Genomic DNA, 26,529 nt, shown 5'->3' on the forward strand with positions numbered 1-26,529 from the left:
TTGAGGCGGGCCGGGTGCCGGCGATGCGGCGGCGAAAACGTCCGGCCGGCACGAGGCCGGCCGGATGCATGCAGCAGTGGAACGGTGGCGATGATCAGGAACGCTTGTCGATGGCCACGAACTCGCGATCTTCCGGGCCGATATAGTTGGCGCTCGGGCGGATGATCTTGCCGTCGATGCGCTGCTCGACGATGTGCGCGCTCCAGCCGGCGGTGCGGGCGATCACGAACAACGGAGTGAACATCGCGGTCGGCACGCCCATCATGTGATAGCTGACGGCGCTGAACCAGTCGAGGTTCGGGAACATCTTCTTGATGTCCCACATCACCGTTTCCAGGCGCTCGGCGATGTCGTACATCTTCAGGCTCGACTGCTCTTCGGACAGTTCGCGGGCGACGTCCTTGATCACCTTGTTGCGCGGATCGGACACGGTGTAGACCGGGTGGCCGAAACCTATCACTACTTCCTTGCGCTCGACGCGGGCCTTGATGTCTTCCTCGGCTTCGTCCGGATTGTCATAGCGCTTCTGCACTTCGAACGCCACTTCGTTGGCGCCGCCGTGCTTGGGGCCGCGCAGTGCACCGATGCCACCGCAGATCGCGCTGTACATGTCGCTGCCGGTGCCGGCGATGACGCGGCAGGCGAAGGTCGAGGCGTTGAACTCGTGCTCGGCATACAGGATCAGCGAAGTGTGCATCGCCTTCACCCACGAATCCTGCGGCTTCTCGCCGTGCAGCAGGTGCAGGAAGTGGCCACCGATGGAGTCATCGTCGGTTTCCACGTCGATCGCGCGACCGTTGTGGCTCCAGTGGTACCAGTACAGCAGCATCGAGCCCAGGCAGGCCATCAGCTTGTCGGCGATGTCACGTGCGCCCGGATGGTTGTGGTCGTCCTTCTCCGGCGACACGCAGCCGAGCACGGACACGCCGGTGCGCATCACGTCCATCGGGTGCGCCGACGGCGGCAGCTCTTCCAGCGCAGCCTTCACCGCAGCCGGAATGCCACGCAGCGACTTCAGCTTGGCCTTGTACGAGACCAGCTCGGCGCGGGTCGGCAGCTTGCCGTGCACCAGAAGGTAGGCGATTTCCTCGAACTCGCTGGTATTGGCCAGGTCCAGGATGTCGTAGCCGCGGTAATGCAGATCGTTGCCACTGCGGCCGACGCTGCACAGCGCGGTGTTGCCGGCGGCGGTGCCGGACAGGGCGACGGACTTCTTCGGCTTGAAGGTCGGGGTTGCGGTCGTATCGTTCATGTTTCCCTCCGAAACTTGATGGTGCAGGGTACTGCTTATTTCTTGGCGGCGAACAGCGCATCGAGCTGCTGCTCGAAGGCGTGGTAGCCGATACGGTCATACAGCTCCTCGCGGGTCTGCATGCTGTCGATCAGGTTGCGCTGGTGGCCTTCGCGGCGGACCGTCTGGTAGACGTTCTCGGCCGCCTTGTTGGCGGCGCGGAACGCCGACAGCGGGAACAGCTGGATCGCCACGCCGGCCGAGGCCAGCTCGTCGCGGCTGAACAGCGGGGTCGCGCCGAATTCAGTGATGTTGGCCAGCACCGGCACCTTCACCGCATCAACGAAGCGGCGGTAGGTCTCCAGGTCGTAGGCGGCTTCAGCGAAGATGCCGTCGGCACCGGCTTCAACACAGGCGATGGCGCGCTCGATGGCCTTGTCCACACCGTCTACCTGGATGGCATCGGTGCGTGCGATCAGGAAGAAGTCCGGATCGGTCTTGGCATCGGCAGCCGCCTTCACGCGGTCGACCATTTCACCCTGCGAGACGATCTCCTTGCCCGGGCGATGACCGCAGCGCTTGGCGCCGACCTGGTCTTCGATATGGCAGGCGGCCGCGCCAGCCTTGATCAGCGACTTCACGGTGCGCGCGATGTTGAACGCGCTGGGGCCGAAGCCGGTGTCGATGTCGACCATCAGCGGCAGGTCGCAGACATCGGTGATGCGGCGCACGTCCACCAGCACGTCTTCCAGGGTGTTGATGCCCAGGTCCGGCAGGCCCAGCGAGCCGGCAGCAACGCCGCCGCCGGACAGGTAGATGGCACGGAAACCCGCGCGCTTGGCCAGCAGCGCATGGTTGGCGTTGATCGCGCCGATCACCTGTAGCGGCGATTCGGCAGCCAGCGCCTCGCGGAAGCGGGCACCAGCGGAGAAGTGGGTGGAAGCGGTCATGCGGCGATCCAGGTTGAAGGACAGGGAGGTAAGCGCAAGCACCATGCCAACCTGCAAGCGATTGATTTCACAGGCATGACCGCCCAGCGCCGGTGAAACATATGAAACATTGAAACAGATGTATCATGAAACATCGCCACACCCGATCCCCGCACCATGTACCTGCCCCGCTCGCCCCTGCGCCACGCCGAAGCCGACCCCGGCCGGCCGGTGATCTGGACCGTCAGCGTCTCGCGCCTGACCGGCCTGTTGGGCGACGTCATTCCCGAATTCGACCGCCGCGCACGCATCGAGCAGATCAACCTTGGCTTCGAGGAAGCAGTGGACGTGATCGGCCAGCGCCTGCGCCGCGAGCACTGTGATGTGGTGATCGCCGGCGGCTCCAACGCGGCCTGGCTGCGCGGCCGCCTGGACCTGCCGCTGGTGCCGATCCAGGCCAACGGTTTCGATCTGATGGAAGCGCTGGCACGGGCGCGCCGCATCGCCCCGCGCATCGGGTTGGTTACCCACGCCAGCGACGTGCCGGTGTTCAGCAGTTTCCAGCAGAGCTTCGGCCTGGACATCGAGCATCGCCGCTTCGTCACCCGCGAAGACGCCCGCGATTGCATCGCCGACCTGCGCGCCAACGGCATCGAAGTGATCGTCGGCACCGGCATGGCCATCGACCATGCCGAGCAGGCAGGCCTGCCGGGCGTGCTGCTGTACTCGGCCGATTCGGTGCGGCAGGCCTTCGAGCACGCGCTGGAACTGACCCAGACCCTGGCACGATCGGCGGACGCGCGCCCGGCTACGCGCCGACGGGCCACACCGCGCGCCGATGCGCATGCGCTGCTCGGCGACAGCAACGCGATGGCCGATGTGCGCGCACAGATCGCGCTATACGCCCCGCACGACAGCACTGTACTGGTCACCGGCGAGACCGGCACCGGCAAGGAACTGGTAGCGCGGCAGCTGCATGCGGCCAGCGGCCGGCGGGGGCGCTTCGTCGCACTGAACTGCGGCGCGATCAGCGAATCGCTGCTGGAGGCGGAGCTGTTCGGCTACAGCGATGGCGCCTTCACCGGTGCGCGGCGTGGTGGTCGCGTTGGCCTGGTCGAGGCCGCCGATGGCGGTACGTTGTTCCTGGATGAGATCGGTGAACTGCCGCTGCCGTTGCAGACCCGCCTGCTGCGCGTGCTGGAAGAACGTGAGGTGCTGCGCGTCGGTGCAACCGAACCGACGCCCGTCGACCTGCGCGTGGTAGCCGCCACCCTGCAATCGCTGGAACAGCGCGCGGCGGCTGGCAGCTTCCGTCGCGATCTGTATTACCGGCTGGCCGCGTTGCGCATCGCGTTGCCCACTCTGCGCGCGCGTCGCAGCGATATCCCGCTGCTGACCACGCACTTCTTCCGCGAACTGCGCGGCATCGATGCACCGCTGGATGCAGAAGCGCTGGCCCTGCTCGGCGCTGCCGATTGGCCAGGCAATGTGCGCGAACTGCGCAATCTGGTCGATCGGCTGCGCATCCACTGGCAGCCGGGTGAAGGGTTGATCGATGCCGCGCGACTGCTGCAGCTGGCACCGGAGCTGGTGAACGAAGGCATCGCGGCACTACCGGTGGAAAGCAACGGCAAGCGACCGCCGCGTGCGCAGTTGGAGGCGCTGCTGCAGGAACACCGTAATGACCGCGAAGGCATGGCGCAGGCGCTGGGCGTATCGCGCACCACGCTGTGGCGGTGGCTGCGCGCGGAAGGGTTGTAACCGCCTATTGCCTGGTGGGTGCGAACCTTGGTTCGCACCGTTTTTCCGTCAAGCACCTCATCCACGCATGGCGTGGATCTACTGGCATCGCGAGACGCTACACCAGCAGTTCATCGGCCACACGCGCATCATCACTACGCCTTACGGGTACAGCAGACGCTTGCTCCAGCGCCCTTCGGCACCGGCTTCATAGCACCAGCGCTCGTGCAGGCGGAACTGCGCGCCGTACCAGAATTCGATACGGTCAGGCACCACCCGCAGACCACTCCATCCGTCCGGACGCGGCACGTCCTTGCCGTCGAAACGTGCCTCGACCTCGGCCACGCGCGCGTCGAACTCCTCGCGCGTGTTCAAGGTCTTCGACTGCAGCGACGCCCACGCACCGATCTGGCTCATGCGCGGACGGCTGGCGAAATAGGCATCTGCCTCGGCATCGGCCACCTGCTCCACGCGCCCCTCGATGCGCACCTGGATGCCGGCCTCGCGCAGGCTGCGCCACAGGAACAGCAGCGCCGCCTTCGGATTGGCCTGCAGCTCGCGGCCCTTGTGACTGTCCAGGTGGGTGTAGAACACGAAGCCGCGCTCGTCGAACGCCTTCAGCAATACGGTGCGCGCCGACGGCCGGCCCTGTGTATCGGCAGTGGCTACGGTCATCGCATTGGGCTCCACCTCGCGGCTCTGTTTCGCTTCTTCGAACAGGGCGGCAAAGGTCGACAGGGCTTCGGCGTACAGGTCGCTCATGACAGCATTCTTCTCACACGGTTTGGGCTATTGTGGCGGCATGGTCGCTGCTGCGTACATGCCCCAGGTGAAAGGATTCCCCGAGACAGTGGTCGAGCAGGCGCTGGATGACGCGCTGGGCAGCAGTACAGCCGTTCCAGTATTGGCGATCAGCGGTCTGCAGGGGAGCGGCAAATCGACGCTGGCCGCGCAGGTGGTCGCCCGTGCCCAAGCCCGTGGCCTGAACGCTGCGACGCTCTCCATCGACGATGTCTACCTGACCCGTGCGCAGCGCCAGCGCCTGGCCCGGCAGGTGCATCCGTTGTTGATCACCCGTGGCCCGCCAGGCACCCACGACCTGCCACTGGCGCACGCGGTACTGGATGCAGTGGCCGCACGACAGCCGCTGGCCCTGCCCCGCTTCGACAAACTGGCCGACGAGCGCTTGCCCGAAGCGCAGTGGCAGCAGCTCGAAAAGCCGCTGGACCTGCTGGTATTCGAGGGCTGGTTCCTCGGCACTCCCGCGCAGGACGAGGCCGAACTGGCCCCTCCCCTCAACGCACTCGAGCGCGAGGCCGATGCCGATGGCCGCTGGCGGCGCTGGTGCAACCAGGCGCTGGCCCGCGACTATCCGGCGCTGTGGCAGCGCTGTGATCGCCTGTGGTTCCTGCAGCCCCCGGATTTCTCGGTGGTGCCGCGTTGGCGCTGGCAGCAGGAGCAGAATCTGCAAGCGGCCCAGCCGGGCCGGCACGGCATGAGCCGGCCGCAGCTGGAGCGCTTCGTGCAGTACTACGAGCGGGTCAGCCGGCAGGCATTGCGTGCGCTGCCGGCCATTGCCGACCGGATGGTGGTGCTGGACGCACAGCGCCAGGTACAGGCGCTGCGCTGAGCAGGTTCACTCCACCAGGAAGGTGATCCGCAGGTTCACCCGCCATTCGGTGATCTCACCGTTGCCGTCGGTGACCACCTTGGTCTCATTGATCCAGGCGCCCTGGATGCCCTTGACCGTCCCGGACACCTTCTTCAATCCGCTGCGCACCGCGTCCTCCACGCTCTTGGGCGAGGACGCATTGATTTCGATGACCTTGGCAACCGACATGGCAGACACTCCGTCAGGCGCGGGAAACCCCGCAGGAACCTCCACCCTGACGTGAAGAACGTAAAGGCCAAGGCACGGAGGTGTTAGCATCAGAGGGCATGAATCCCGCTCCGAACCTGATCCTGATCGGCCCCATGGGCGCCGGTAAAACCTGCATCGGCCGCCGCCTCGCCGAGCGCTTCACGCTGGACTTCGTCGACGTCGACCAGGCCATCGTCGACGCGGCCGGGGCCAGCATCCCCACGATCTTCGAGCATTCCGGCGAGGCCGGCTTCCGCGCCCATGAGCGCCAGGCGCTGGCACAGGTGCTGGCCGGCCGTGGCCAGCTGGTGTCCACCGGCGGTGGTGCCGTGCTCGACCCCGACAATCGCGCCCTGATCGCCCGGCGTGGCTTTGTCGTCTACCTGCGGGTCAGCGTCGCGGCCCAGCTGGAGCGCCTGTCACGCGACAAGGCGCGCCCCCTGCTGCAGCGGCCGGACCGGGAACAGGTACTGCATGACCTGGCCGCGCATCGCGACCCGCTGTATCGCGAGCTGGCCGATGTCACCCTTGATACCGACCCGTTTACCGCAGCCGATGCGACCGCCCAGCTTGTGCTCAAGCTGGCCACGCACTGGCAGCGACAGGACCCCACTGCATGACTTCCCCTGCCCTGCTGCAGGTCGCCGTTGGCGGCGACCGCCCCTATTCCATCACCATCGGCGCCGGCGCCCAGGCCGAAGGTTCCGCGCTGGCCAGCCATGTTCGTGGCCGCCATGTGCTGCTGGTCAGCGACAGCGAGGTTGCGCCGCGCTATCTGGATGCCGTCAAACAGACCCTGCTGGCCGCACGACCGGAGCTGATCGTGGGTGAGCATGTACTGGCTGCCGGCGAAGCCTCCAAGACCCTGGCGGAGTTCGGTGCAGTCATCGAGGCACTGGCCGCGCTCGGCGCGACCCGCGATGCCTGCGTGTTCGCCCTCGGTGGCGGTGTGGTCGGTGATCTCGCCGGCTTTGCCGCGGCCTGCTGGATGCGCGGCGTCGACTGCGTGCAGCTGCCGACCACGCTGCTGGCGATGGTCGACTCCTCGGTGGGCGGCAAGACCGCCGTGGATATCCCGGCCGGCAAGAATCTGGTCGGCGCGTTCCATCCGCCGCGTGCGGTGATCGCCGATACCCGCGTGCTGGCCACCCTGCCGCCGCGTGAACTGCGCGCCGGCCTGGCCGAAGTGGTCAAGTACGGTGCGCTGGGTGATGCGCTGTTCTTCGAATGGCTGCAGCAGCATGCCGACGCACTGGTGGCCGGCGAGGATGCCGTGATCGCCGAGGCCATCGCCCGCAGCTGCCGGCACAAGGCGGCGATCGTCGAGCGCGATCCCTTCGAGAAGGGCGAGCGCGCCCTGCTCAACCTCGGTCACACCTTCGGCCACGCCATCGAAACCGAACAGGGCTACGCCGCACCAGGGCGCGATGCGCTCAACCACGGTGAGGCCGTAGCGGTGGGCATGGTGCTGGCGGCCCGCCTCTCCACCCACCTGGGCCTGGCCGACGACGCCGACCGGGTGCGCCTGCAGGCGCTGCTTGAACAGCTTGGCCTGCCGGTGGCAATCCCCGCCGGGCTGGACCCGCAGGCCCTGCTCGGCCGCATGCGCCTGGACAAGAAGAACGTGGCCGGCCGCCTGCGCCTGGTGCTGTGGCGTGGCATCGGCCGTGCCGAAGTGGTGCCGGACGTGGATGAAGCGGCGGTACTAAAGGTGCTGGGGGCAGGCTGACCGCTTGCGCGTTCGGCGGGCATGGCCCGGCGCAACCGGGGAGGTTTCATGAGGTTGCCGGCCAGCGGCCGGCACTACCGCGTTGCGGCAGGGGTCACACCACCCCCGCTACAATCGACGCCATGCACGTCCACCTGCAACAACCCGCCGACGGTGCCCAGGCACCGCGCTTCCTGCGCCTGACCCTGGTCCCGGACCTGTTCGGCGGCTGGGAGCTGCTGCGCGAATCCGGCCGCGTCGGCGCCCGTTCGCAGCTGCGGCGCGAGCTGTACCTCAAGGCCGACGAAGCCCGCCACGCCTACGAGAAGGCCCGCGATGCAGAACTGCATCGGGGCTTCCAGATTCTTTCGCACGGCGACTGACTGCGCCGCTGCCCTTTTCGCCCAAGGAATGCCCACTGTGACCAGCCCTCTCCGCAACGATCGCCTGCTGCGCGCCCTGCGCCGCGAACCGGTGGACTGCACCCCCGTCTGGCTGATGCGCCAGGCCGGCCGCTACCTGCCGGAATATCGCGCCACCCGGGCCAAGGCCGGCAGCTTCCTGGCCATGGCCAAGAACCCGGAGATCGCCTGCGAAGTCACCCTGCAGCCGCTGCGCCGCTTCCCGCTGGACGCGGCCATCCTGTTCTCGGACATCCTCACCATTCCCGATGCAATGGGCCTGGAGCTGTACTTCGTCGAAGGCGAAGGCCCGAAGTTCCGCCACCCGGTGCGCGATGAAGCGGCCATTGCCAGGCTGGCGGTGCCGGACATGGAACAGGACCTGGGCTACGTGATGGACGCGGTGCGCCTGATCCGCCGCGAGCTGGACGGCCAGGTGCCGCTGATCGGTTTTTCCGGCAGCCCGTGGACACTGGCCTGTTACATGGTCGAAGGCGGCGGCAGCAAGGATTTCGCGCGCATCAAGGCGATGGCGCTGAATCATCCGCAGGCCCTGCACCGCCTGCTGGAAGTGACCACCGACGCGGTGATCGCCTATCTCGGCGCGCAGCGCGCAGCCGGTGCGCAGGCCCTGCAGGTGTTCGACACCTGGGGCGGCGTGCTGTCGCCGGCGATGTACCGCGAGTTCTCGCTGCGCTATCTGCAGCGCATCGCCGAATGCCTGGAGCGCGGCGAAGGCAGCGAGCGCACGCCGCTGATCCTGTTCGGCAAGGGCACCGGCCTGCACCTGGAAGCGCTGTCACAGACCGGCGCCGATGCGCTCGGCCTGGACTGGACGCTGGACCTGGATGAAGCACTGCGCCGCACCGGTGGCCGCGTCGCCCTGCAGGGCAACCTCGACCCGACCACGCTGTACGCCTCGCCCGATGCGATCGCCGCCGCGGCCGCACGCGTGCTCGATACCTATGCCGCCGGCAACGGTGGTTCGCGCGAGGGCCATGTGTTCAACCTCGGCCACGGCATGTCGCCGGACATGGACCCGGCCCATGTACAGGTGCTGGTCGACGCGGTGCACGCACACAGCCAACGCTGAGCATCCCGCATGCAGTCGCGGCGCGATGTTGATCGCGCCGTGACCCGCAGTGCGCGATGATGGCGCCCCCACGTTGCACCGGCCACACCCCATGTCCACAGCGCCATCGACCTACACCCGCCAGCGTCCCCTGCTGTGGCTGGTGTCCTTGGCGATCTTCATGCAGATGCTGGACTCGACCATCGTCAACACGGCGTTGCCGGCGATGGCGGCCAGCCTCGGCGAAAGCCCCCTGCAGATGCAGTCGGTGGTCTTCAGCTACGCACTGGCCGTGGCCACCTTCATCCCCGCCTCCGGCTGGATCGCCGACCGCTACGGCACCCGTCGCACCTTCTTGGTGGCGATCATCCTGTTCACTCTCGGCTCGCTGGCCTGCGCCTTGGCCCAGCACCTGCACCAGCTGGTCGGCGCACGCGTGCTGCAGGGCATCGGTGGTGCGATGCTGCTGCCGGTCGGGCGCCTGGCGGTGATGCGCTCGGTGCCGCGCGAGGACTTCCTGCGTGCGATGAGCTTCATCGCCATTCCGGCCCTGGTGGGTCCGCTGATCGGCCCGACACTGGGCGGCTGGCTGGTCGAAATCGCATCGTGGCACTGGGTGTTCCTGATCAACCTGCCGATCGGCGTCATCGGCTTCATCGCTGCGATGAAGATCATGCCCGACCACTACGCCAGCCACCGCACCCGTTTCGACCTGCGCGGCTACGCCATGCTGGCCTTTGCGATGGTGGTGCTGTCGCTGGCGCTGGATGGCATCTCCGGGCTCGGCACGCCGCACGCGCTGGTGATGCTGATGACCGTAGCCGGCCTGGCTGCGCTGGTCGGCTACTGGCTGCATGCGGCCAATTCAACGGCACCGCTGTTCTCGCTGGCGCTGTTCCGCGTGCCCAGCTATCGCATCGGCATTCTCGGCAACCTGTTCTCGCGCATCGGCAGCAGTGCCATGCCGATGCTGATTCCGCTGCTGCTGCAGGTCGGCCTTGGCCTCGGGCCGATGAACGCCGGCCTGATGATGGTGCCGGTGGCGGCCGCGGGCATGGTGTCGAAGAAGCTGGCGGTGAAGCTGGTCGAACGCTACGGCTATCGTCGGGTACTGATGACCAACACCGTACTGGTCGGCCTGGCAATGGCCAGCTTCATCCTGATGACGCCGGGCCAGCACCTGAGCGTGCGCCTGCTGCAGTTGGCCTTCTTCGGCGCGGTCAATTCGCTGCAGTTCACCGTGATGAACACTGTCACCCTGCGCGACCTGGATCGCGAGTTCGCCAGTTCCGGCAACAGCCTGCTGTCGATGGTGATGATGCTCGCCGCCGGCTTCGGTGCGGCTGCTGCAGGCAGCCTGCTGGCCGCATTCGGTACGCAGCTGGAAGGCCACGGCGCGACGGCGGCGCTGCACGCCACGTTCCTGTGCGTCGGCGCGATCACCCTGACCTCGACGCTGATCTTCTGGCAGCTGCCCGACACCAAGCCGGAGCCGCGCGAGGTCGAGCACGTAGCGGAGTAGTGGGTTCGGCAGGGCTGCGCCCTGCACCTGCAGAGGCCACTGCGCAAGCAACAGCAACGGCAACAGCGGGCTATCCGTGGGATGGTGGGGCGGTGTCGGAGTGCGGGGACGCCGCAAGTACGTCCCTGTAGGCTTGGCAGCCGCATCCATGCGGCTGACACCCCGCAATCCGACACCGCCCCACCTTCGATGGATTTCTGGTGGCTGATGGATTCACGCCATGCGTGGATGAATCTCTGTCAGATATCGAAATAATTCTGGGGTCAGATCCGTTTTCCATCGGAAAACGGATCTGACCCCAAGAGCCAACACAGAACGCCATTCCGACAGATCGCGGAAATCTGTCGAAGGCGGGGTGGGTCCGGTTGCGGGGGCGTGAGCGCCATGGATGGCGCGACCGAGCTTACATGGACGTACTTGCAGCGTCCCCCGCAACCGGACCCACCCCGCCATCCCACGGATAGCCAGCTGTTGCTGTTGCTTCGGCCGTTGCCGTTGCTCTGGCCTCTGCAGGTGCAGGGCGCAGCCCTGCCGAACCCCTATCGCCCCAGCACGCGGGCGATCGCTTCCACCAGCAGCTCACCGGTCACCGGCTTGCGCAGGAAACCACCGATGCCGGCCGCTTCCACCTGCTGCTGCAGATCCGGATCGGTGCGCGCCGTCACCGCCAGCAGCGGCAGCGTGTACCCCTGGTTGCGCAGGTGCTGGGCCAGTTCGAAACCGCTCAGGCCCGGCAGATCCAGATCGAGCAGACCGACGTCGAAATCACCCGCGCTGATTTCACGCAGTGCGGCCAGCGCATGGGCAGCGTGGATCACCTCATGGCCGCGGCTGGTGAGCAGGCCACACACCACGTCGGCCACGGTCGCATCGTCCTCCACCAGCAACACCCGCAGCGAAGGCATGTTGTCCACAGCGGCGGCAGCATCGCTGTCGGCACCTCCGTCGCTGGCCGCACCCTGTTGCAGCGGCAGTGGCAGGCTGACACCGAAGCAGGTGCCATTGCCCAGCTGGCTTTCCACCCGGATCCGTCCCTGCATCGCCAGCGCCAGTTCGCGGCAGATCGCCAGCCCCAGGCCGCTGCCGCCGTACTGCGCGGCAGTGCGCGCGCCGTCGGCCTGCTCGAAGCGCCGGAACAAGCGCTGCTGCTGTTCCTGGCTGATGCCGGGGCCGGTATCGCGCACCTCGAAGTACAGCCCACGGCTGCCCTCTTCGCAGCGCGCGTGCAACGTGATGCTGCCGCGGCTGGTGAACTTGACCGCGTTGGACAGCAGGTTGAGCAGAATCTGCCGCACCCGCATCGCATCACCCGTCGCCTGCAGCCCGGCAGGCAACTGGTTGTCGAGGATGAAGCGCAGGCCCTTCTGCGCAGCCAACGGCCCCATCAGTGCGGCCAGATCCTGCAGCAGGCGATTGAGACTGAACGCATTGGATTGCAGTTCCAGGCGCCCCGATTCGATCCGCGCCAGGTCCAGCGCATCGTTGACCAGATGCAGCAGGTGCTCACCGGCATGCCGGATCGACTGGGTGTAGCCGCGCTGCTGCGGATCCAGCGGCGAGGCCAGCAGCAGTTCACTCATGCCCAGCACGCCGGTCATCGGCGTGCGGATTTCATGGCCGAGATTGGCGAGGAACCGCGTCTTGGCCGCCGATGCATGTTCGGCCAGATCCTGCTTGTGCAGAGCGAGCTGGTAGGCGTGCTGGCGCTGCAGCCGGCGCCGGTACAACCAGGCGAACCAGCTGGTCAGCAGCAGCGCGATCGAGGCCAGCACCAGCAGCCCGGACAAACTGCGCCACCAAGGCGGCTGTACGTGGAATTCCAGGGTCTGCACCCGCGACCACACGTGGTCGGCCGAGCGCGCCTGCACTTCCAGCCGGTAGGCGCCGGGTGGCAGGCGCGAGAACAGGCGCTCGCCTGCCGGGCCCACCTCGACCCAATCCGGGTCGTAGCCGGCCAACCGGTAGCGGTAAGTGTTGGAGGCCGAATCGGCGAACGACAACAGGCGCGCGACGATACGCAGGTCGCGGTCGCCATCGGCGATCTGCAGCGGCGTGTCATGGGTCAGGTCCAGCAGCTGTTCGTTGCGGCGCACCTCCACCCGCTCGATCACCAGCGGCGCGCGCCGGGTGGAAGGCCGCACCTGCTCGGGATCGAATACCACCACGCCAGCGGGGGTACCGGCCACCATGCGCCCAGCGGCGGAGGCGATCAGGGTGTGTTCGCGGAACTCCTGGCTGGGAAGCCCATCGTGCACCCCGTACAGGCGTACGCTCTCGCCATCCGCACTGACGCGCACCAGGCCACGGGCACTGGTCGCCCACGCCACGCCCTGTGCGTCGACCACCAGACCGGTGGCGGAAATCGCCGGATAGCCCTGCTCCGCGCCCACCACCGCCTGCCGTTCCAGCCTGCCCTGGCTCCAGAGGTAGCGCGACAGGCGACCATCTTCGGACAACAAGACCTGGCCGTCCTTGCCGACGTGCAGGGCATACACCGCCGTGGCCGGCGCACCGGGCACCGGCTGGAAGCGCTGCGCATCCGGTTGCCATTGCAGCAGGCCGCGGCTGCTGGCCAGCCAGATGCGGTCCTGCGGGCCGCACTCCACGTCCAGATTGAGCTGACCGGCCTGCAGACCGTCCTGGCCGTTTTCCAGCTGCCGGCGCACGTGCCCGTCCAGGTCGCGCTGCTGCAGGCCCGCCGACAGCATCAACCACAGGCTGTCGCCATCGCAGGTCATCATCGCCTCGATATTGCCTTCCATGGTCGCATCCGCGCCGGAGTCACGCCCCCAACGCCGCAGTTCGCCCCGGCGCGGGTCGTAGCGCATCAAGGCGTCGGTCGAGCCCACCCACACCCGTCCCTGCCGGTCTTCGCGCACCGAGGTCAGCCAGTGCATGCCGTTGACGAAGGTGCGGTGCTGCTCGATCACGCCCGTGCGTGGATTGAATCGGTCCAGCGCGCCATGGCTGCCGACGGTCCACACGCCGCCATTGCTGGAGGGGCTGGTGCCCAGCACATAGGAATTGCGCAGCGAGGACGGATCATCCTCCAGCCGCGAGAACACCGAGAACTGCCACCAGCGCGGCAGTAGATGCCACAGGCCGGCATTGGTGCTGGCCAGCCAGATGCCACCTTCGCGGTCCTCATAGGCGCCGGTCCAGTTCGGCCGCACCAGGCCACGGGCGATGGCGCTGTACAGCGGCACTGTCTGGTAACGGCCATCGATGCCCCGGCCCAGGCCACTGCGGGTATCCAGCCAGTGCCCGCCCTGCTCGTCGCGCAGCATCATGCCCAGCACCTGGTCGCCGGCCGGCAATGTCCAGGGCACGGATTCGAAACGGCCATCCGGGCGGCGCACGGTGGCCCCGGCCATCGTGCTGATCCAGAGGCTGCCGTCGGGCTCGGCGGTCAGCCCATTGATCAGCAGGCTGGGCACCAGGTCGCCGCCGATACGTTCGAAATCGGTGCCGGTCCAGCGCGCCACGCCATGCTTGGTACCGACCCACAGGCTGCCGTCGGCAAGCGTGGCCAGGTACGGTACCGAGGCGGCCGGCAGACTGCGCGGGTTGTTGGCTTCGGGCAGGAACCGCTGCAGGCGGTCATTGCTGTCCAGCCGGTACAGGCCGCCCTCGTGGGTGCCGAACCAGATCGCGCCATCCGGCGTCGCAGCCAGGCTCCAGACCGTATTGCTGCCCATCAGTGGCTGGCTGCTGCGGTCGTAGAAGCGCAGCTGCCGGCGATCGGCCGACATCCGCACCAGACCGGCATTTTCAGTGCCTATCCACAACTCGTTCCGGGCATCGACCAGCACGCTCCAGATGCGGTTGTCGCGCAGGCCGTCCTCGGAACGCCAGATGCGGTAGTTGCGCCCGTCGTAGCGGGCCAGGCCATCGTTGGTGGCAATCCACAGGTAGCCGTAGCGGTCTTCGGCCATGCGGTTGACAGTGTTGGATGGCAGCCCATCGAACACGGTGACCTGCCGCGGCGAAGGTGGCACCGGCTGCGCGGCAGCCGGGGCCAGGCAGCACAGCAGCAGCATCAGCAGCGTCACTGCCCGCAGATACACCACCGATGGCCTCCTCACGCTGCTGTTGATGATGCCCACGCCGTGGGCGTCGGCATGGTAAACCGAAAGTTGCGCGATTCACGCCGCAAGTTGTCGTACTCAGCTGATGATCTGGCGCTTGCTACGCGCCTGGGCAATCGCCGCCACCAGCAGGTCGCCGGTCACCGGCTTGCGCAGGAAACCATCGAATCCGGCCGCAAGCACCTGGGCCTCGGCATAGGCATCCGAGCGCGCGGTAACTGCCACCAACGGCAACTCGTAGCCCATCGCGCGCAGCTGGCGGGCGATCGCGGTGCCGTCGAGTGCCGGCAGGTCCAGATCGAGCAGGCCGACATCAAACCCCTCCGTGGATATCTCCGACAGTGCGCCCAGGCCATGCAGCACATGCACCACCTCATGGCCGCGCCCGCGCAGCAGTCCGGCAATGACCTCGGCAACGGTCGCATCATCCTCGACCAGCAGGATGCGCAGCGCAGGCAGCGTCGGCGACGGGGCCTCGCCAGGGCTGGAGGCCTGCTGCCGGCTCCAGGGCAGCGGCAGCCGCACGGCGAAACGTGCGCCACGCCCCGGCTGGCTGTCGACATCGATGCGGCCGCCCATCGCCACGGCCAGCTCCTGGCAGATCGCCAGGCCCAGCCCGCTGCCGCCATAGCGCGACGCGGTGCGCGGGCCATCGGCCTGTTCGAAGCGGTGGAACAGGCGCTGCTGCTGCTCGGCATTGATGCCCGGCCCGCTGTCGCTGACCTCGAAGGTCACCGCGCCGCCATCATCGTCCAGCCGCGCCGCCAGACCGACATGGCCGCGCTCGGTGAACTTGATCGCGTTGCCCAGCAGGTTCAGCAGGATCTGGCGGACACGCATCTCATCGCCACTGACGCTGATCGGGCCGGGCAATGCATCCCCGCGCTGGAACGCCAGCCTGCGCTGTTGTGCCATCGGCTGCATCAGCGCCTGCACCTGGTCCAGCAGTCCGCCCAGATCGAACGGCCGGATATCCAGTTCAAGCCGGCCGGCCTCGATCCGTGCCAGGTCCAACGCATCATTGACCAGCCGCAGCAGATGGCTGCCGGCCTGCTGGATCGAGCCAGCATAGCTGCGCTGTACCGGGTCCAGCTCGGTGGCCAGCAGCAGTTCACTCATGCCCAGTACGCCGGTCATCGGCGTGCGCACTTCGTGGCCCAGCGTCGCCAGGAAGCGGCTCTTGGCCTGCGATGCCTGCTCGGCGATCTGCTGCTTGTGCACCGTCAGCTGCCACTGCTGGCGCCGCCGCAGCCGCCTGCGGATCGACCACAGCAGTGCCAACAGCAACAGCGAGCCCAGCATCACATAGCCGAAAATCGCCATGCCGCTGCGCCACCAGGGCGGCAATACCTTGATGTGCAACTGCTGCGAGGGTGTCCACGGGCCACTGGCCGATGCGGCCTGCACCTCGATCGAATACGCCCCGGGCGGCAGCCGCGACAACGTACGCTGGCCATCCCCGCCCTGTTCCACCCAGTTCTGGTCGTAGCCATCCACGCGGAACCGGTAACGGTTGCCCTGCGGGTTGGCGTAGGAAAGCAGCCGCGCATCGATCTGCAGGTCACGGTCATCGGGTCCCAGCAACAGCAGGCCGGAGGTCGGCAAGGGCTGCCAGCCGCGCGCATCATCACGACGTACGCGCACCTGCGCGATCACCAGCTGCGACGGTGGCAGTTCGACATCCGCAGCATTCGGATCGAAACCCACCATGCCGGTCTGGGTAACGGCCAGCACCCGCCCATCGGCATCGATCGCCGGTGGGCGTCCGGTGAACTCGGCATCGAGCAGGCCGTCGCGCTCGTTGAAGATCTGCAGACGACGCTGTTTCGGATCCCAGCGCAGCAGGCCACGCGGAGTCGTCGCCCACAACTGTCCGTTTGCGGCCAGGGCCAGCCCCCCCATGCTGACCGGCGGCACGCCGGCGCTGGCATCGACGCGCTGGATCAGGCGCAGGCTCAGGCCGTCCCACTGGTAGCGTTCAAATGCGCCCTGGCGTGCGATCCACATCTGCCGGGGATCGATCCATACCAGGTCATAGATCGGCCCCCGGGAAACGCCCGGCACCGCTTCGAAGCGGTCACCCTGCTCGCGCATGATCCCCGTTTCCCCCATCACCCAGGCCCGCCCGGTGGCATCGAAGCGGATCTGTTCGACCGGTGCATCGGTATCACCACGCAGCATGGCGCCATCGAAACTGCGCAACAGGCGGCCCTCGGCACTGCGCTGCTGCAGGCCCAGATTCATCACCGACACCCAGACCGTGCCATCAGGCGCCTGCCGCATCAGATCGATCCGCTGTCGCAGGTCGGAGCCGCCGCCGATGCGCCAGTCGCGCAGCGCACGGGTGGCCGGGTCATAGACGCTGATGCGTCCCGCGCGGCCCAGCCACAGCCGTCCATCGGGACGTGGCAGCACCGACCACACCGCACCGCCGCCCAGCTCGCGGTCGCTGGCCAGCAGGCTCAATGTCCCCTGCGCATCGATCTGGTAGACACCGTGCGCAGAACCGACGTAGTAGCTGCGACCATCGCTGGCGGCACTCAGCAGGTACTGGCTGTCCAGCGGCTTGCCATCAACCTGGTACCAGGTCGAAAAACGCCGCCAGTCTGGCGGCAGGTAGGCCAGGCCCTGGGTCAACAACGCGACCCACAGCCCTCCCTCATGATCCTGCAGCAGGTCGAGCACGCCACTATGGCCGGTCAGGAAGCCACTGCCACGGTCGCCCTCCAGTTTGCGCAGCACCTGGCCGTCACCGCGCAGCAGGCCATCGGAGGTTCCCGCCCAGTAGCCTCCGCGGCTGTCGGGCAGCACCAAGGCCGAGCGCAGGCCGGCGCTGTCGGCCCAGGCCGGGCGCGTCACCCGATCCTGCGCATCGATGCGATACAGGCCGTCGTTCTGTGTGCCGACCCAGATTGCGCCATCGGCATCGCGGCTCAACCGCAGCACACTGACCGCCGCCAGTTCGCTCGGCGCCACAACTTCAAAGGCCTGGCCATTCCAGCGCGCCACGCCGGCTTCGGTTCCCACCCACAGCCGTCCCTGCGCATCAACCAGACTGCTGAAGACGGTGTCGCTGGGCAGCCCACCGGGCTGCGCCGGATCATGCTGGAAATGTCGCAATGAGCCATCTTCGCCGAAGCGGCAGACCCCGTGGCTGCTGCTGCCGATCCACAGAGCGTCCTCGGCGTAGGCCAAGGTCCAGAACTGCCCCTGGCACCCGTCAGTGACGGAATCGAAGGTCTTGAAGCGCTCGCGATCGGCATCCAGGCGGGCCAGCCCCTTGCCGTTGATGCCGACCCATACCCGATCGAGCGGGTCGACCAGCAGGGTTTCGATCTCGTTGCCGGGCAGCGAGTCCGGCCGTGCAGGGTCGTGCTGCCACACCCGCAGTTCACCGCCGTCATAGCGGGCCAGACCGCCATCGGTGGCAGCCCACACGCGGCCCTGGCGGTCTTCGGCCAGCGCGACCACCATGCGCGAGGGCAGCCCCTCGGCCGCGCCGAAACGGCGCAGGCGCGGTGTTTCACCGGCCATGTCCAAGGTCGCGGCTGCAGCGGAAAGCGCCAACAGCACCAGACCTGCTCCTGCAATGCCTTGGCACCACCGGCGCCAGCCGCTCGTCATCCTGAACCCCCTGTCCTGTGCCGATTGTCACACAGGGCTGCAGCCATCGCTGCAACAGCCTGTTTCCGGCCACATCGGCACCACGAACTGTTGCAGCCGTGCACACAGCGTTGCGCAAGGGCTATGGGTATGATCGGACGGTCTTTTTCCCGGAGTCCACCGCCGATGCGCCACTGCCTGGCCCTGCTGCCGATGCTGCTTGCCGTCGCCCCCGCCTGGGCAGGCAACGATGCCTACCGCATCGATCCGGTGCACACCCGGGTGTTGTTCGCGATCGACCATGCCGGTTACTCGCAGGCGCTGGGTACGATCTCCGGAAGCCAGGGCCAGTTGCAGTTCGATAGCGACAACTGGCGCGATGCGACACTGGACGTCGAGATTCCGGTGGCGCGACTGGACCTTGGCGATGCCAAGTGGAACCAAGCCACGCTGGCGCGCAGCCTGCTCGATGGTGAACGCTTTCCCATTGCCCGCTTCGTCTCCCACCACGTCGAACCGATCGACGCGAAGCGTGCCCACGTGACCGGGACATTGACCCTGCGCGGGGTCAGCCAGGAAGTCACGCTGGAGGTGACCTTGAACCAGGTCAAACGCTATCCGCTGCCGCCGTTCCGGCGTACTGCAGGGTTCTCCGCCACCACGACACTGAGCCGCCGCGCCTTCGGCATCACCGCCTGGCCGGGCGTGATCGGCGATGCGGTACAGGTGCGGATCGAGGCTGAAGCCACGCTCGACCGCAGCGACTCTCCGGGAACTCCCGCGCCCCAACCCCACTCCGACAGCCAGACGGCCACCAAGGACCCTTCATGACCGCCAAGAACACCCCCGCCGCCTGGGGGAGTGTCAGCCAGACCCTGCACTGGCTGATCGCATTGCTGATTCTCGCCCTGGGCATCGTCGGCCTGACCATGGGCGAGCTGCCGAAGACGCCCAAGTACTTCTGGGTCTATACCGCGCACAAGTCGATCGGCATCACCGTGCTGGCACTGGTGGTGCTGCGCCTGGGCTGGCGCCTGTATGCCGGTGCCCCCAAGCCGGTACCGGGCGTGCCGAGCTGGCAGGAGCGCATCGCCAGCGCCACCCATGTGCTGCTGTATGTGCTGATGTTCGCCATCCCGTTGTCGGGCTGGATGTACGACTCGGCCAGCGGCCTGCGCCCGTTCCGCTGGTTCGGTCTGGTCGAAGTGCCCAAGCTGAGCGGACCGGACCCGCAGGTCGTGGCGGTTTCCCATGCCCTGCACGAATACGGCTTCTGGCTGTTGATCGCGGTGGTACTGGCCCATGCCGGTGCTGCCTTCTACCACCACCTGTTCCAGCGCGATGCCACCCTGTCCCGGATGTTGCCGCGCGGCTGGCTCGCCTCTCCCCAGAAGGACTGACCGATGAACCTGAAACTGACCACCCCGGCCGCCGTGGCCGCCGCCCTTGCCGGCCTGCTGGCCACCGCACCGGTGCTCGCCGCCGATTACGCGCAGGCCCCTGGCGCCGGTTCGTTCCTGGCCTTTGCCACCAAGTACGACGGTGAAGTGTTCACCGGCAGCTTCCCGGGTTTTGCCACCAAGCTCAGCTTCGACCCGGCCAACCCGGCTGCTGGTTCGCTGGACGTGGTGATTCCGCTGGCCGGCGCCAAGAGCGGCAACAGCGACCGCGACTCCACCCTGCAGGGCGCGGACTTCTTCAACGTCGGCAAGTTCGCTACCGCGCGCTATACCGCCAAGGGCTTCCGCGCGCTTGGCAACGACCAGTTCGCCGCCGATGGCACGCTGGAACTGCGCGGCGTCAGCAAGCCGGTCACCTTCACCTTCACCTGGAAACCCGGCGCACAGCCGGTGCTGACCGGCAAGGCCACGGTCAAGCGACTGGACTTCGGTGTCGGCGGTGGCGACTGGGCCGATACCAAGACCATCCCGGACGAAACCGCGATCAGCACGATCGTGAAGTTCGACGCGAAATAAGACGCCCTGGCGTCCGCGGTAGCGCCGGGCCATGCCCGGCGGCTTCCCCCCGATGGCCGCGCTACGCGCTCGCCGGGCATGGCCCGGCGCTACCTGCCCGCGGCCAACCAGGCCTGCACCGCAGCCGCATCGAACGGCCAGTCCAGCTCCCGCCCGCAAGACTCATCGCGCAGCACCGGCACCCGCGCCCCATAGCGCGTCTCCAGCGCCGGCTGGTCATCCAGGAACACCGATTCGAACTCGGGCGACCGCGCCTTGGCCAGTTCGGCCAGGGCCATGTCACACAGATGGCAGTCGTCACGCTGGAACAGGGTCAACACCGGGGTTTGCTCCCTTGGCGGAAATGCTGCGCCGCAGTCATGGAAGTGCGGCGTGAACCGCTAGAATAGCGGTCTCTCCCGGTACCCGCAGTACGGCAACCATGGCTGTCAGCACGTTCGACGTTTTCAAGATCGGCATTGGCCCGAGCTCCTCGCACACCGTCGGGCCGATGAGGGCCGCCGAGCGCTTCATCCATCGCTGGCTGCTCGACCCTGGCAAGCTGGGGGAGGTCGCACGCATCCGTGCCGACGTGTACGGCTCGCTGGCGCTGACCGGCCGCGGCCACGGCACCGACAAGGCGATCCTGCTGGGCTTGGAAGGGCAGCGTCCGAACCTGATCGACCCGGACATCATTCCGTCCACGCTGGAGCGCATCCGCAGCAGCAAGCGGATCATGCTGATGGGCCAGCACGAGATCGCCTTCGACGAAAAGCGCGACCTCGGCCTGAACAAGCGGCAGAAGCTGCCCTACCACACCAATGGCATGCGCTTCACCGCGTACAACGCCGATGACGAAGTGCTGGCCACCCGCGATTACTACTCGGTCGGCGGCGGCTTCGTGGTCAACCAGGACGACGCGGCCGATGATCGCATCGTGCCTGACGAAACGCCGTTGCCCTACCCATTCAAGAGCGGCGACGAGCTGTTGGCGCAGACCGCACGCAGTGGCCTGAGCATCGCCCAGTTGATGTTCGAGAACGAGAAGTGCTGGCGCACGGAAGACGAGATCCGCGACAACCTGCGCGAGATCTGGAGCGCGATGCAGGCCTGCGTGGCGCGTGGCATCCGTGAGGAAGGCGTGCTGCCCGGTGGCCTGAAAGTGGGCCGCCGCGCACCCGCGCTGTACCGCGAACTGTCGTCGAAGCCGGAAGCGGCGATGCGCGACCCGCTGACCACGCTGGACTGGGTCAATCTGTATGCGCTGGCCGTGAATGAAGAAAACGCCGCCGGTGGCCGCGTGGTCACCGCACCCACCAACGGCGCGGCGGGCGTACTGCCGGCGGTGCTGCACTACTTCGACCGCTTCTGCCCCGGCGCGAACGAACAGCGGGTGTTCGACTTCCTGCTGACCTCGGCGGCGATCGGCATCCTGTACAAGGAAAACGCCTCGATCTCCGGCGCCGAAGTGGGCTGCCAGGGTGAGGTCGGCGTTGCGTGTTCGATGGCCGCCGGTGGCCTGGTCGCGGCGCTCGGCGGCAACCCGAGCCAGATCGAGAACGCGGCGGAAATCGGCATGGAGCACAACCTCGGCCTGACCTGCGATCCGATCGGTGGCCTGGTGCAGATTCCGTGCATCGAGCGCAACGCGATGGGTGCGGTGAAGGCGATCAATGCCTCGCGCATGGCGATGCGCGGCGACGGCAAGCACAAGGTGTCGCTGGACAAGGTCATCAAGACCATGCGCGATACCGGCCGTGACATGCAGGACAAGTACAAGGAAACCAGCCGCGGCGGGCTGGCGGTGAACGTCATCGAGTGCTGAGTTGTAGAGCCGAGCCCATGCTCGGCTGATGAGGGAGCCGAGCATGGCCTCGGCTCTACAGCGGACAACACCGTCCCCGCTTTCCGGTTAGGCTCGGGCATCCCCTGCTCCGGAATGTCCCATGCGTGTGATCGCTGCTGCCCTGCTTGCCTGCGTTCCGTTGTCCGCTCTCGCTGCACCGGCCTACGGGCCGCGGCTGGAGGGGTTCGATTACGGCTATCCGGTGAAGACCTTTGCGCTGGAATCGCAGCGCCAGCCGTTGGAAATGGCCTATCTGGATGTCGCGCCGAAGAAGACGCCGATCGGCGTGGTGGTGCTGCTGCATGGCAAGAACTTCTGCGCAGCGACCTGGAAGGAGACGATCAAGCCGCTGGTGGCCGCAGGCTACCGGGTGATCGCACCGGACCAGGTGGGGTTCTGCAAATCGAGCAAACCCGAGCGCTACCAGTATTCCTTCGGGCAGCTGGCCGACAATACCCATGCGCTGCTGCAGCAGCTGCAGTTGGGTGACGTGCCGGTGCATGTGGTCGGTCATTCGATGGGCGGCATGCTGGCCATCCGCTATGCGCTGATGTATCCACAGGAGCTGCGCAGTCTGTCGCTGGTCAATCCGATCGGGCTGGAAGACTGGAAGGCGCTGGGCGTACCCTGGCGCAGCGTGGACGCGTGGTATGCCGGTGAAATGAACATCAGCTATGACAGCATCCGCCGCTACCAGCTGGACGTGTACTACGACGGCAAGTGGAAGCCGGCGTACGAACCGTGGGCGCGCATGCAGTCGGGCATGTACGAAGGCCCGGGCAAGCAGCAGGTCGCCTGGAGCCAGGCGTTGACCTCGGACATGGTGTTCAACCAACCCGTCGTCCATGAACTGAAGAACCTGCAGGTACCGACCACCTTGTTCATCGGCCAGAAGGACCGCACGGCGATCGGCCGTGACCAGGCATCACCCGAACTGAAGGCGACGCTGGGCAACTACCCGGCACTGGGCAAGGCGGCAGCGGCGGCGATACCCGGCTCGACCCTGATCGAGTTCGCGGCACTGGGCCATTCGCCGCAGGTGCAGGACCCGAAGCAGTTCAATGCGGCATTGTTGAAGGCACTCAAGGCGCGGTGAATTTCCATAGCCGCCGGGCATCCCCCGGCGCTACGAAGATCGGTGTGGGTAACGCCGGGCCATGCCCGGCGAGCGCAGCGGCAGCTGGGGTCAACCCACGATCCGCAGCACGTCATCCAGCAGCGCCGCTGCGGTCACTTCCGCACCCGCACCCGGCCCCTGGATCAACAGCGGTTGCGCGCGGTAGCGATCGCTGTGGATGGCCACGCGGTTGTCGGTACCCGCACCCTGTGCCAGCGGGTGGTCGGCAGCCAGTTCGCGCAGGCCTACCTGCGCACCCTCACCATCCACACGTCCGACAAAACGCAGCACCCGACCGTTCGCGCGCGCCTGCTGCCAACGTGCCTGCAGCGGTGCATCCAGCTGCTCCAGCGCGTTCACTGCATCGTCCAGCGGCAACGCTGCCAGCGTATCCGGCACCAGTGAATAGACCTGCACCTGCGAAGCATCCAGCGCCAAGCCGCTGCTGCGCGCGAGGATCAACAACTTGCGGCGCACATCCTCGCCGGAAAGATCCAGTCGCGGGTCCGGCTCGGTGTAGCCGGCCGCCAGCGCTTCACGCACCGCTGCCGAGAACGGTGACTGGCCGTCATACCGATTGAACAGCCACGCCAGCGAGCCGGAAAGTACGCCTTCGATGGCATGGATGTGGTCGCCACCGGCAACCAGCGCACGCAGGCTGCTGAGCAACGGCAGGCCGGCGCCGACGGTGGCACTGTCGCCGTAGCGCGCACCGCTGTCGGCGCAACGGTCGGCGATGGCCTGCGCACGCGACAGCTGCGCGCCACGGCCGAGCTTGTTGGCGGTCACCACGTGCACGCCGCGCGCCAACCACTGCACATGGCGCGCCGCTACGTCTTCGCTGGCGGTGGCATCGACCACTACGTCACCACGCTCCAGCCCTTCGGCGCTGGCCCACGGCGGCGAACTCTGACCATCACGTGGCGCACGGCGTGCCAGTTCCAGCGGCAACGCCAGATCACGGTCGATCGCCAGCGCCGTGCGCGAATTGGCCAGCCACTGCACGCTGGGCAACTCCAGCCCACGTGCCTGCAGCGCCTGGTAGCGCTGTACGAAGGCCGAACCGACGGTGCCGGTTCCGAGCAGCGCCAGGCGGCCGGTCCCCAGCAGCGGAATCTCGACAGGCAAAGCGCTCATGCGTCTGCTACCTGTTTGCCGCGTGCCACCGCGTCGATCACCGCTTCGGCGCGTGCCAGTGCGGCGTCCAGATCAGCCAGCAGGTCGCGTTCGCCTTCGATACCGACCGACAGCCGCAGCAGGCCTTCGCTGATGCCCGCGGCAGCGCGCGCTTCGGCCGTCATCGCCGCATGGGTCATGGTTGCCGGATGCGCGATCAGGCTCTCCACGCCCCCCAGCGACTCGGCCAGCGTGAAGTAACGCAGGCCATCGACAAACGCGCGCACAGCCGCATGTGGATCATCGCCGGCACAGCTGGCCAGTTCGAAGGACAGCATCGCGCCGAAACCACTCTGCTGCCGGGCGGCAACGGCGTGGCCGGGATGATCGGCCAGGCCCGGATAGTAGACCTTGGCAACAGCCGGATGCGCATCAAGCAGTGCCACGATCGCGGCAGTATTCTCCTGGTGCGCGCGCAGGCGTGCATCCAGCGTGCGCAGGCCGCGCAGGGTCAGGAACGCATCGAATGGCGAACCGGTAAGGCCCAGTGCATTGCCCCACCACACCAGCTGTTCGTGCACGGCGGGATCGCGGGCAATCACCGCACCACCGACCACGTCGCTGTGACCGTTGATGTACTTGGTGGTGGAATGCAGCACCACGTCCGCACCGAACGACAGGGGCTGCTGCAAGGCCGGCGACAGGAATGTGTTGTCCACCACCACCAGCGCACCGGCCTTGTGCGCGGCATCGATGACGAAGCGCAGGTCGGTGATGCGCAGCAGCGGGTTGGATGGCGTTTCCACCAGCACCAGCTTCGGCTGCGTGGCCAGTGCCTGGGCCAGCGCGCGCGGGTCGGTCAGGTCGGCGGTGACCAGTTCGAAATGGCCCTTCTTCGCCAGCGCGTTGAACAGGCGCCAGCTGCCGCCGTACGCATCATGTGGCACCACCAGGGTGTCGCCGGGCTGCAGCAATGCGTTCAGCACCAGGTTGATCGCGCCCATGCCGGTGGCCGTGACCACGCCACCGGCGCCGCCTTCCAGTTCCGCCAGCGCTTCGCCCAGCAGGTCGCGCGTGGGATTGCCACTGCGGGTGTAGTCGTACTGGCGCTTGTTGCCGAAGCCTTCAAAGCTGAAGTTCGACGACAGCACGATCGGCGGCGTGACCGCGCCATGGGCGGTGTCCCGATCGATGCCGGCGCGGACGGCGGCGGTGGTGCGACAACAGGACGGTTCAGCGGCGTGCAGGCTCATGCGGACTCTCCAGAAGTGCGGAAGGCGGTGGCGAGGATCGCGTCGATGCGATCGGTTTCTTTCAGGAAGGCGTCGTGGCCATAGGGCGAGCGCAGCACGCGCAGGCTGCCGCGCGGGCCCAGTCCCTCGACCAGCCCGACCAGGTCGGCAAGCGGTACCAGGCGGTCGCCTTCAACGGCAACCACCACGGTCGGCGGCAGGATCGCGCTCGGGTCCACGCGGTGCAGGTCGATCGACTCGGACAGGCGCAGGTAGGCATTGACCGGCGTGCGCGCGACGTACTGCGCGCCTGCGGCGTCGAGATAATCTTCGGCGGCGACTCGGACGCGGCCATTGACTACTTCCGGTGCTGCGTCGAAGCGCTCGCCGAATTCTTCCGGCGTGCGATAGCTGAGCATCGCGAACTGGCGGGCCAGCGCCAGACCGTGGTCTTCGCCACACTGCAGCTGGCCTAGCGCCACGGCACGACGCTGCAGCGCACGCCAGGCGGCGGCATACGGATGCGGGCGGTGCGCGCCGCTGACCAGCACCAGCTGGCGTACCCGTGCGCGGTGGCGGATCGCGAACTGCTGGCCGACCAGCGCGCCGTAGGAATAGCCGACGAACGCCTTCAACGTGCGGATGCCGAGGTGATCCAGCAGCAATGCCAGCGCATCGGCCTGGTCGGCGGTATCGATCGGCACATCCAACGCACCGTCGGCGCCGATGAAATCGAACGCGAGCACACGCAGCTGCTGCGGATCCAGTGCGCGACCACTGGCAACCAGGCCTTCGGCCCAGCCCTTTTCGCTGAACTGCGCATTGGAGGCCACATGGCGGTGCGCGGAAATGCCGCCGGCCAGCACCACCACCGGTGCGTTGACCGGACCGACCCACTCGTAGCGCAGGCGCACCGGGCAAGGGCCGGCATGACGCATCGACAGCACTGCGGCGAACTCGCCGCGCTCGGCGTGCACGCGGTCATCGACCGGCACGCTGACGGGGACAAAGGGTTCGGGGCGAAGCACGGTGCTGGTGGCGAAGCTCATGGCGGGTTCCGGTAGGGAAATCGGCCATCGAGCCTTCGCGGGGCTCGCGTTCGAAATGC

22 protein-coding genes are annotated in these 26,529 nt (G+C 67.2%); 12 read left to right on the forward strand and 10 right to left on the reverse strand.

The genetic code is table 11. The annotated features are described in order from the left end of the window. Positions 1 to 94: 94 nt before the first annotated feature. Positions 95 to 1,252 carry a bifunctional 2-methylcitrate synthase/citrate synthase gene (gene prpC, locus MRBLST15_RS10020; protein ID WP_089236472.1) on the reverse strand — a complete coding sequence of 386 codons (1,158 nt, stop codon included), beginning with the start codon at positions 1,250 to 1,252 and terminating at the stop codon, positions 95 to 97. 35 nt (positions 1,253 to 1,287) lie between these two features. Next, a complete protein-coding gene (gene prpB, locus MRBLST15_RS10025; protein ID WP_265953142.1) occupies positions 1,288 to 2,181 on the reverse strand; it encodes a methylisocitrate lyase in 894 nt (297 codons plus the stop codon). A 156-nt stretch (positions 2,182 to 2,337) separates the two neighbouring features. Between prpB and prpR the strand changes: the two genes are divergently transcribed. Further along, entirely contained in the window at positions 2,338 to 3,921 is a 1,584-nt protein-coding gene (prpR, locus tag MRBLST15_RS10030; RefSeq protein ID WP_367785814.1) for a propionate catabolism operon regulatory protein PrpR, read from the forward strand. A 141-nt stretch (positions 3,922 to 4,062) separates the two neighbouring features. Here prpR and pdxH read toward each other — a convergent pair whose 3' ends face one another. Continuing rightward, the gene (pdxH, locus tag MRBLST15_RS10035) at positions 4,063 to 4,662 is read right to left on the reverse strand and encodes a pyridoxamine 5'-phosphate oxidase (protein WP_367785815.1); all 600 of its coding nucleotides are present in this window, start codon (positions 4,660 to 4,662) and stop codon (positions 4,063 to 4,065) included. A 40-nt stretch (positions 4,663 to 4,702) separates the two neighbouring features. Here pdxH and MRBLST15_RS10040 point away from each other — a divergent pair, with 40 nt between their 5' ends. Next, complete coding sequence (locus MRBLST15_RS10040; protein ID WP_312704435.1) at positions 4,703 to 5,530, forward strand: kinase; 828 nt, start codon at positions 4,703 to 4,705, stop codon at positions 5,528 to 5,530. A gap of 6 nt (positions 5,531 to 5,536) precedes the next feature. Here MRBLST15_RS10040 and MRBLST15_RS10045 read toward each other — a convergent pair whose 3' ends face one another. Continuing rightward, positions 5,537 to 5,740 (reverse strand): dodecin family protein, encoded by a 204-nt coding sequence (locus MRBLST15_RS10045; protein ID WP_049465447.1) that lies wholly within the window; start codon positions 5,738 to 5,740, stop codon positions 5,537 to 5,539. 98 nt (positions 5,741 to 5,838) lie between these two features. Here MRBLST15_RS10045 and MRBLST15_RS10050 point away from each other — a divergent pair, with 98 nt between their 5' ends. From MRBLST15_RS10050 to mdtD, 5 genes are all read left to right on the forward strand, one after another. Beyond that, on the forward strand, positions 5,839 to 6,381 hold the full coding sequence (locus MRBLST15_RS10050) for a shikimate kinase (protein WP_367785816.1): 543 nt from the start codon (positions 5,839 to 5,841) through the stop codon (positions 6,379 to 6,381). Continuing rightward, positions 6,378 to 7,490 (forward strand): 3-dehydroquinate synthase, encoded by a 1,113-nt coding sequence (gene aroB / locus MRBLST15_RS10055; RefSeq protein ID WP_367785817.1) that lies wholly within the window; start codon positions 6,378 to 6,380, stop codon positions 7,488 to 7,490. The genes MRBLST15_RS10050 and aroB overlap by 4 nt, the downstream gene beginning before the upstream one ends. 122 nt (positions 7,491 to 7,612) lie before the next feature. Then, entirely contained in the window at positions 7,613 to 7,852 is a 240-nt protein-coding gene (locus tag MRBLST15_RS10060; RefSeq protein WP_099818886.1) for a WGR domain-containing protein, read from the forward strand. Between the two features lie 28 nt (positions 7,853 to 7,880). Next, positions 7,881 to 8,963, forward strand: coding sequence for a uroporphyrinogen decarboxylase (gene hemE, locus MRBLST15_RS10065; RefSeq protein WP_265955254.1), 1,083 nt, complete (start codon positions 7,881 to 7,883; stop codon positions 8,961 to 8,963). A 91-nt stretch (positions 8,964 to 9,054) separates the two neighbouring features. Beyond that, on the forward strand, positions 9,055 to 10,464 hold the full coding sequence (mdtD, locus tag MRBLST15_RS10070) for a multidrug transporter subunit MdtD (RefSeq protein ID WP_100553245.1): 1,410 nt from the start codon (positions 9,055 to 9,057) through the stop codon (positions 10,462 to 10,464). A gap of 539 nt (positions 10,465 to 11,003) precedes the next feature. Here the strand turns inward: mdtD and MRBLST15_RS10075 are convergent. Then, positions 11,004 to 14,534 (reverse strand): hybrid sensor histidine kinase/response regulator, encoded by a 3,531-nt coding sequence (locus tag MRBLST15_RS10075; protein WP_367785818.1) that lies wholly within the window; start codon positions 14,532 to 14,534, stop codon positions 11,004 to 11,006. Positions 14,535 to 14,630: 96 nt separating this feature from the next. Next, positions 14,631 to 18,176, reverse strand: coding sequence for a sensor histidine kinase (locus MRBLST15_RS10080; protein WP_312705534.1), 3,546 nt, complete (start codon positions 18,174 to 18,176; stop codon positions 14,631 to 14,633). A gap of 165 nt (positions 18,177 to 18,341) precedes the next feature. Between MRBLST15_RS10080 and MRBLST15_RS10085 the strand changes: the two genes are divergently transcribed. From MRBLST15_RS10085 to MRBLST15_RS10095, 3 genes are read left to right on the forward strand one after another with little or no spacing between them, the layout of a single operon-like run. Next, positions 18,342 to 18,986 (forward strand): YceI family protein, encoded by a 645-nt coding sequence (locus MRBLST15_RS10085; protein WP_367785819.1) that lies wholly within the window; start codon positions 18,342 to 18,344, stop codon positions 18,984 to 18,986. Continuing rightward, on the forward strand, positions 18,983 to 19,555 hold the full coding sequence (locus tag MRBLST15_RS10090) for a cytochrome b (RefSeq protein WP_367785820.1): 573 nt from the start codon (positions 18,983 to 18,985) through the stop codon (positions 19,553 to 19,555). The genes MRBLST15_RS10085 and MRBLST15_RS10090 overlap by 4 nt, the downstream gene beginning before the upstream one ends. Before the next feature lie 3 nt (positions 19,556 to 19,558). Beyond that, a complete protein-coding gene (locus MRBLST15_RS10095; RefSeq protein WP_265952310.1) occupies positions 19,559 to 20,131 on the forward strand; it encodes a YceI family protein in 573 nt (190 codons plus the stop codon). 89 nt (positions 20,132 to 20,220) lie between these two features. Here the strand turns inward: MRBLST15_RS10095 and MRBLST15_RS10100 are convergent, their stop codons facing one another. Continuing rightward, positions 20,221 to 20,451: a glutaredoxin family protein gene (locus MRBLST15_RS10100; RefSeq protein ID WP_265952311.1), complete on the reverse strand. Its 231-nt coding sequence runs from the start codon at positions 20,449 to 20,451 to the stop codon at positions 20,221 to 20,223. Positions 20,452 to 20,552: 101 nt separating this feature from the next. Here MRBLST15_RS10100 and MRBLST15_RS10105 point away from each other — a divergent pair, with 101 nt between their 5' ends. Then, positions 20,553 to 21,935, forward strand: coding sequence for an L-serine ammonia-lyase (locus MRBLST15_RS10105; protein WP_089236487.1), 1,383 nt, complete (start codon positions 20,553 to 20,555; stop codon positions 21,933 to 21,935). A gap of 121 nt (positions 21,936 to 22,056) precedes the next feature. Next, complete coding sequence (locus tag MRBLST15_RS10110) at positions 22,057 to 23,052, forward strand: alpha/beta fold hydrolase (protein ID WP_367785821.1); 996 nt, start codon at positions 22,057 to 22,059, stop codon at positions 23,050 to 23,052. A 90-nt stretch (positions 23,053 to 23,142) separates the two neighbouring features. Here the strand turns inward: MRBLST15_RS10110 and MRBLST15_RS10115 are convergent, their stop codons facing one another. From MRBLST15_RS10115 to metX, 3 genes are read right to left on the reverse strand one after another with little or no spacing between them, the layout of a single operon-like run. Then, positions 23,143 to 24,210 carry a homoserine dehydrogenase gene (locus tag MRBLST15_RS10115; RefSeq protein ID WP_367785822.1) on the reverse strand — a complete coding sequence of 356 codons (1,068 nt, stop codon included), beginning with the start codon at positions 24,208 to 24,210 and terminating at the stop codon, positions 23,143 to 23,145. Next, a complete protein-coding gene (locus tag MRBLST15_RS10120) occupies positions 24,207 to 25,442 on the reverse strand; it encodes an O-succinylhomoserine (thiol)-lyase (RefSeq protein ID WP_265952315.1) in 1,236 nt (411 codons plus the stop codon). The genes MRBLST15_RS10115 and MRBLST15_RS10120 overlap by 4 nt, the downstream gene beginning before the upstream one ends. Next, complete coding sequence (gene metX, locus MRBLST15_RS10125; protein ID WP_265952316.1) at positions 25,439 to 26,470, reverse strand: homoserine O-succinyltransferase MetX; 1,032 nt, start codon at positions 26,468 to 26,470, stop codon at positions 25,439 to 25,441. Before metX ends, MRBLST15_RS10120 begins: the two co-directional genes overlap by 4 nt. Between the last annotated feature and the right edge of the window lie 59 nt (positions 26,471 to 26,529).

It is taken from the genome of Stenotrophomonas sp. LST15-1-1.1, from assembly GCF_040815575.1.
In the GTDB taxonomy this organism is placed as follows: domain Bacteria; phylum Pseudomonadota; class Gammaproteobacteria; order Xanthomonadales; family Xanthomonadaceae; genus Stenotrophomonas; species Stenotrophomonas lactitubi_B.

What these genes read in the sequence shown, in the direction of transcription:
- prpR (WP_367785814.1), top strand. Translation starts at nt 2,338, where the DNA reads ATGTACCTGCCCCGCTCGCCCCTGCGCCACGCCGAAGCCGACCCCGGC.
- MRBLST15_RS10120 (WP_265952315.1), bottom strand. Translation starts at nt 25,442, where the DNA reads ATGAGCCTGCACGCCGCTGAACCGTCCTGTTGTCGCACCACCGCCGCC.
- MRBLST15_RS10060 (WP_099818886.1), top strand. Translation starts at nt 7,613, where the DNA reads ATGCACGTCCACCTGCAACAACCCGCCGACGGTGCCCAGGCACCGCGC.
- MRBLST15_RS10040 (WP_312704435.1), top strand. Translation starts at nt 4,703, where the DNA reads ATGGTCGCTGCTGCGTACATGCCCCAGGTGAAAGGATTCCCCGAGACA.
- prpB (WP_265953142.1), bottom strand. Translation starts at nt 2,181, where the DNA reads ATGACCGCTTCCACCCACTTCTCCGCTGGTGCCCGCTTCCGCGAGGCG.
- MRBLST15_RS10085 (WP_367785819.1), top strand. Translation starts at nt 18,342, where the DNA reads ATGCGCCACTGCCTGGCCCTGCTGCCGATGCTGCTTGCCGTCGCCCCC.
- MRBLST15_RS10080 (WP_312705534.1), bottom strand. Translation starts at nt 18,176, where the DNA reads ATGACGAGCGGCTGGCGCCGGTGGTGCCAAGGCATTGCAGGAGCAGGT.
- MRBLST15_RS10090 (WP_367785820.1), top strand. Translation starts at nt 18,983, where the DNA reads ATGACCGCCAAGAACACCCCCGCCGCCTGGGGGAGTGTCAGCCAGACC.
- MRBLST15_RS10110 (WP_367785821.1), top strand. Translation starts at nt 22,057, where the DNA reads ATGCGTGTGATCGCTGCTGCCCTGCTTGCCTGCGTTCCGTTGTCCGCT.
- MRBLST15_RS10045 (WP_049465447.1), bottom strand. Translation starts at nt 5,740, where the DNA reads ATGTCGGTTGCCAAGGTCATCGAAATCAATGCGTCCTCGCCCAAGAGC.
- mdtD (WP_100553245.1), top strand. Translation starts at nt 9,055, where the DNA reads ATGTCCACAGCGCCATCGACCTACACCCGCCAGCGTCCCCTGCTGTGG.
- metX (WP_265952316.1), bottom strand. Translation starts at nt 26,470, where the DNA reads ATGAGCTTCGCCACCAGCACCGTGCTTCGCCCCGAACCCTTTGTCCCC.
- MRBLST15_RS10115 (WP_367785822.1), bottom strand. Translation starts at nt 24,210, where the DNA reads ATGAGCGCTTTGCCTGTCGAGATTCCGCTGCTGGGGACCGGCCGCCTG.
- MRBLST15_RS10095 (WP_265952310.1), top strand. Translation starts at nt 19,559, where the DNA reads ATGAACCTGAAACTGACCACCCCGGCCGCCGTGGCCGCCGCCCTTGCC.
- MRBLST15_RS10105 (WP_089236487.1), top strand. Translation starts at nt 20,553, where the DNA reads ATGGCTGTCAGCACGTTCGACGTTTTCAAGATCGGCATTGGCCCGAGC.
- aroB (WP_367785817.1), top strand. Translation starts at nt 6,378, where the DNA reads ATGACTTCCCCTGCCCTGCTGCAGGTCGCCGTTGGCGGCGACCGCCCC.
- prpC (WP_089236472.1), bottom strand. Translation starts at nt 1,252, where the DNA reads ATGAACGATACGACCGCAACCCCGACCTTCAAGCCGAAGAAGTCCGTC.
- pdxH (WP_367785815.1), bottom strand. Translation starts at nt 4,662, where the DNA reads ATGAGCGACCTGTACGCCGAAGCCCTGTCGACCTTTGCCGCCCTGTTC.
- MRBLST15_RS10050 (WP_367785816.1), top strand. Translation starts at nt 5,839, where the DNA reads ATGAATCCCGCTCCGAACCTGATCCTGATCGGCCCCATGGGCGCCGGT.
- hemE (WP_265955254.1), top strand. Translation starts at nt 7,881, where the DNA reads ATGCCCACTGTGACCAGCCCTCTCCGCAACGATCGCCTGCTGCGCGCC.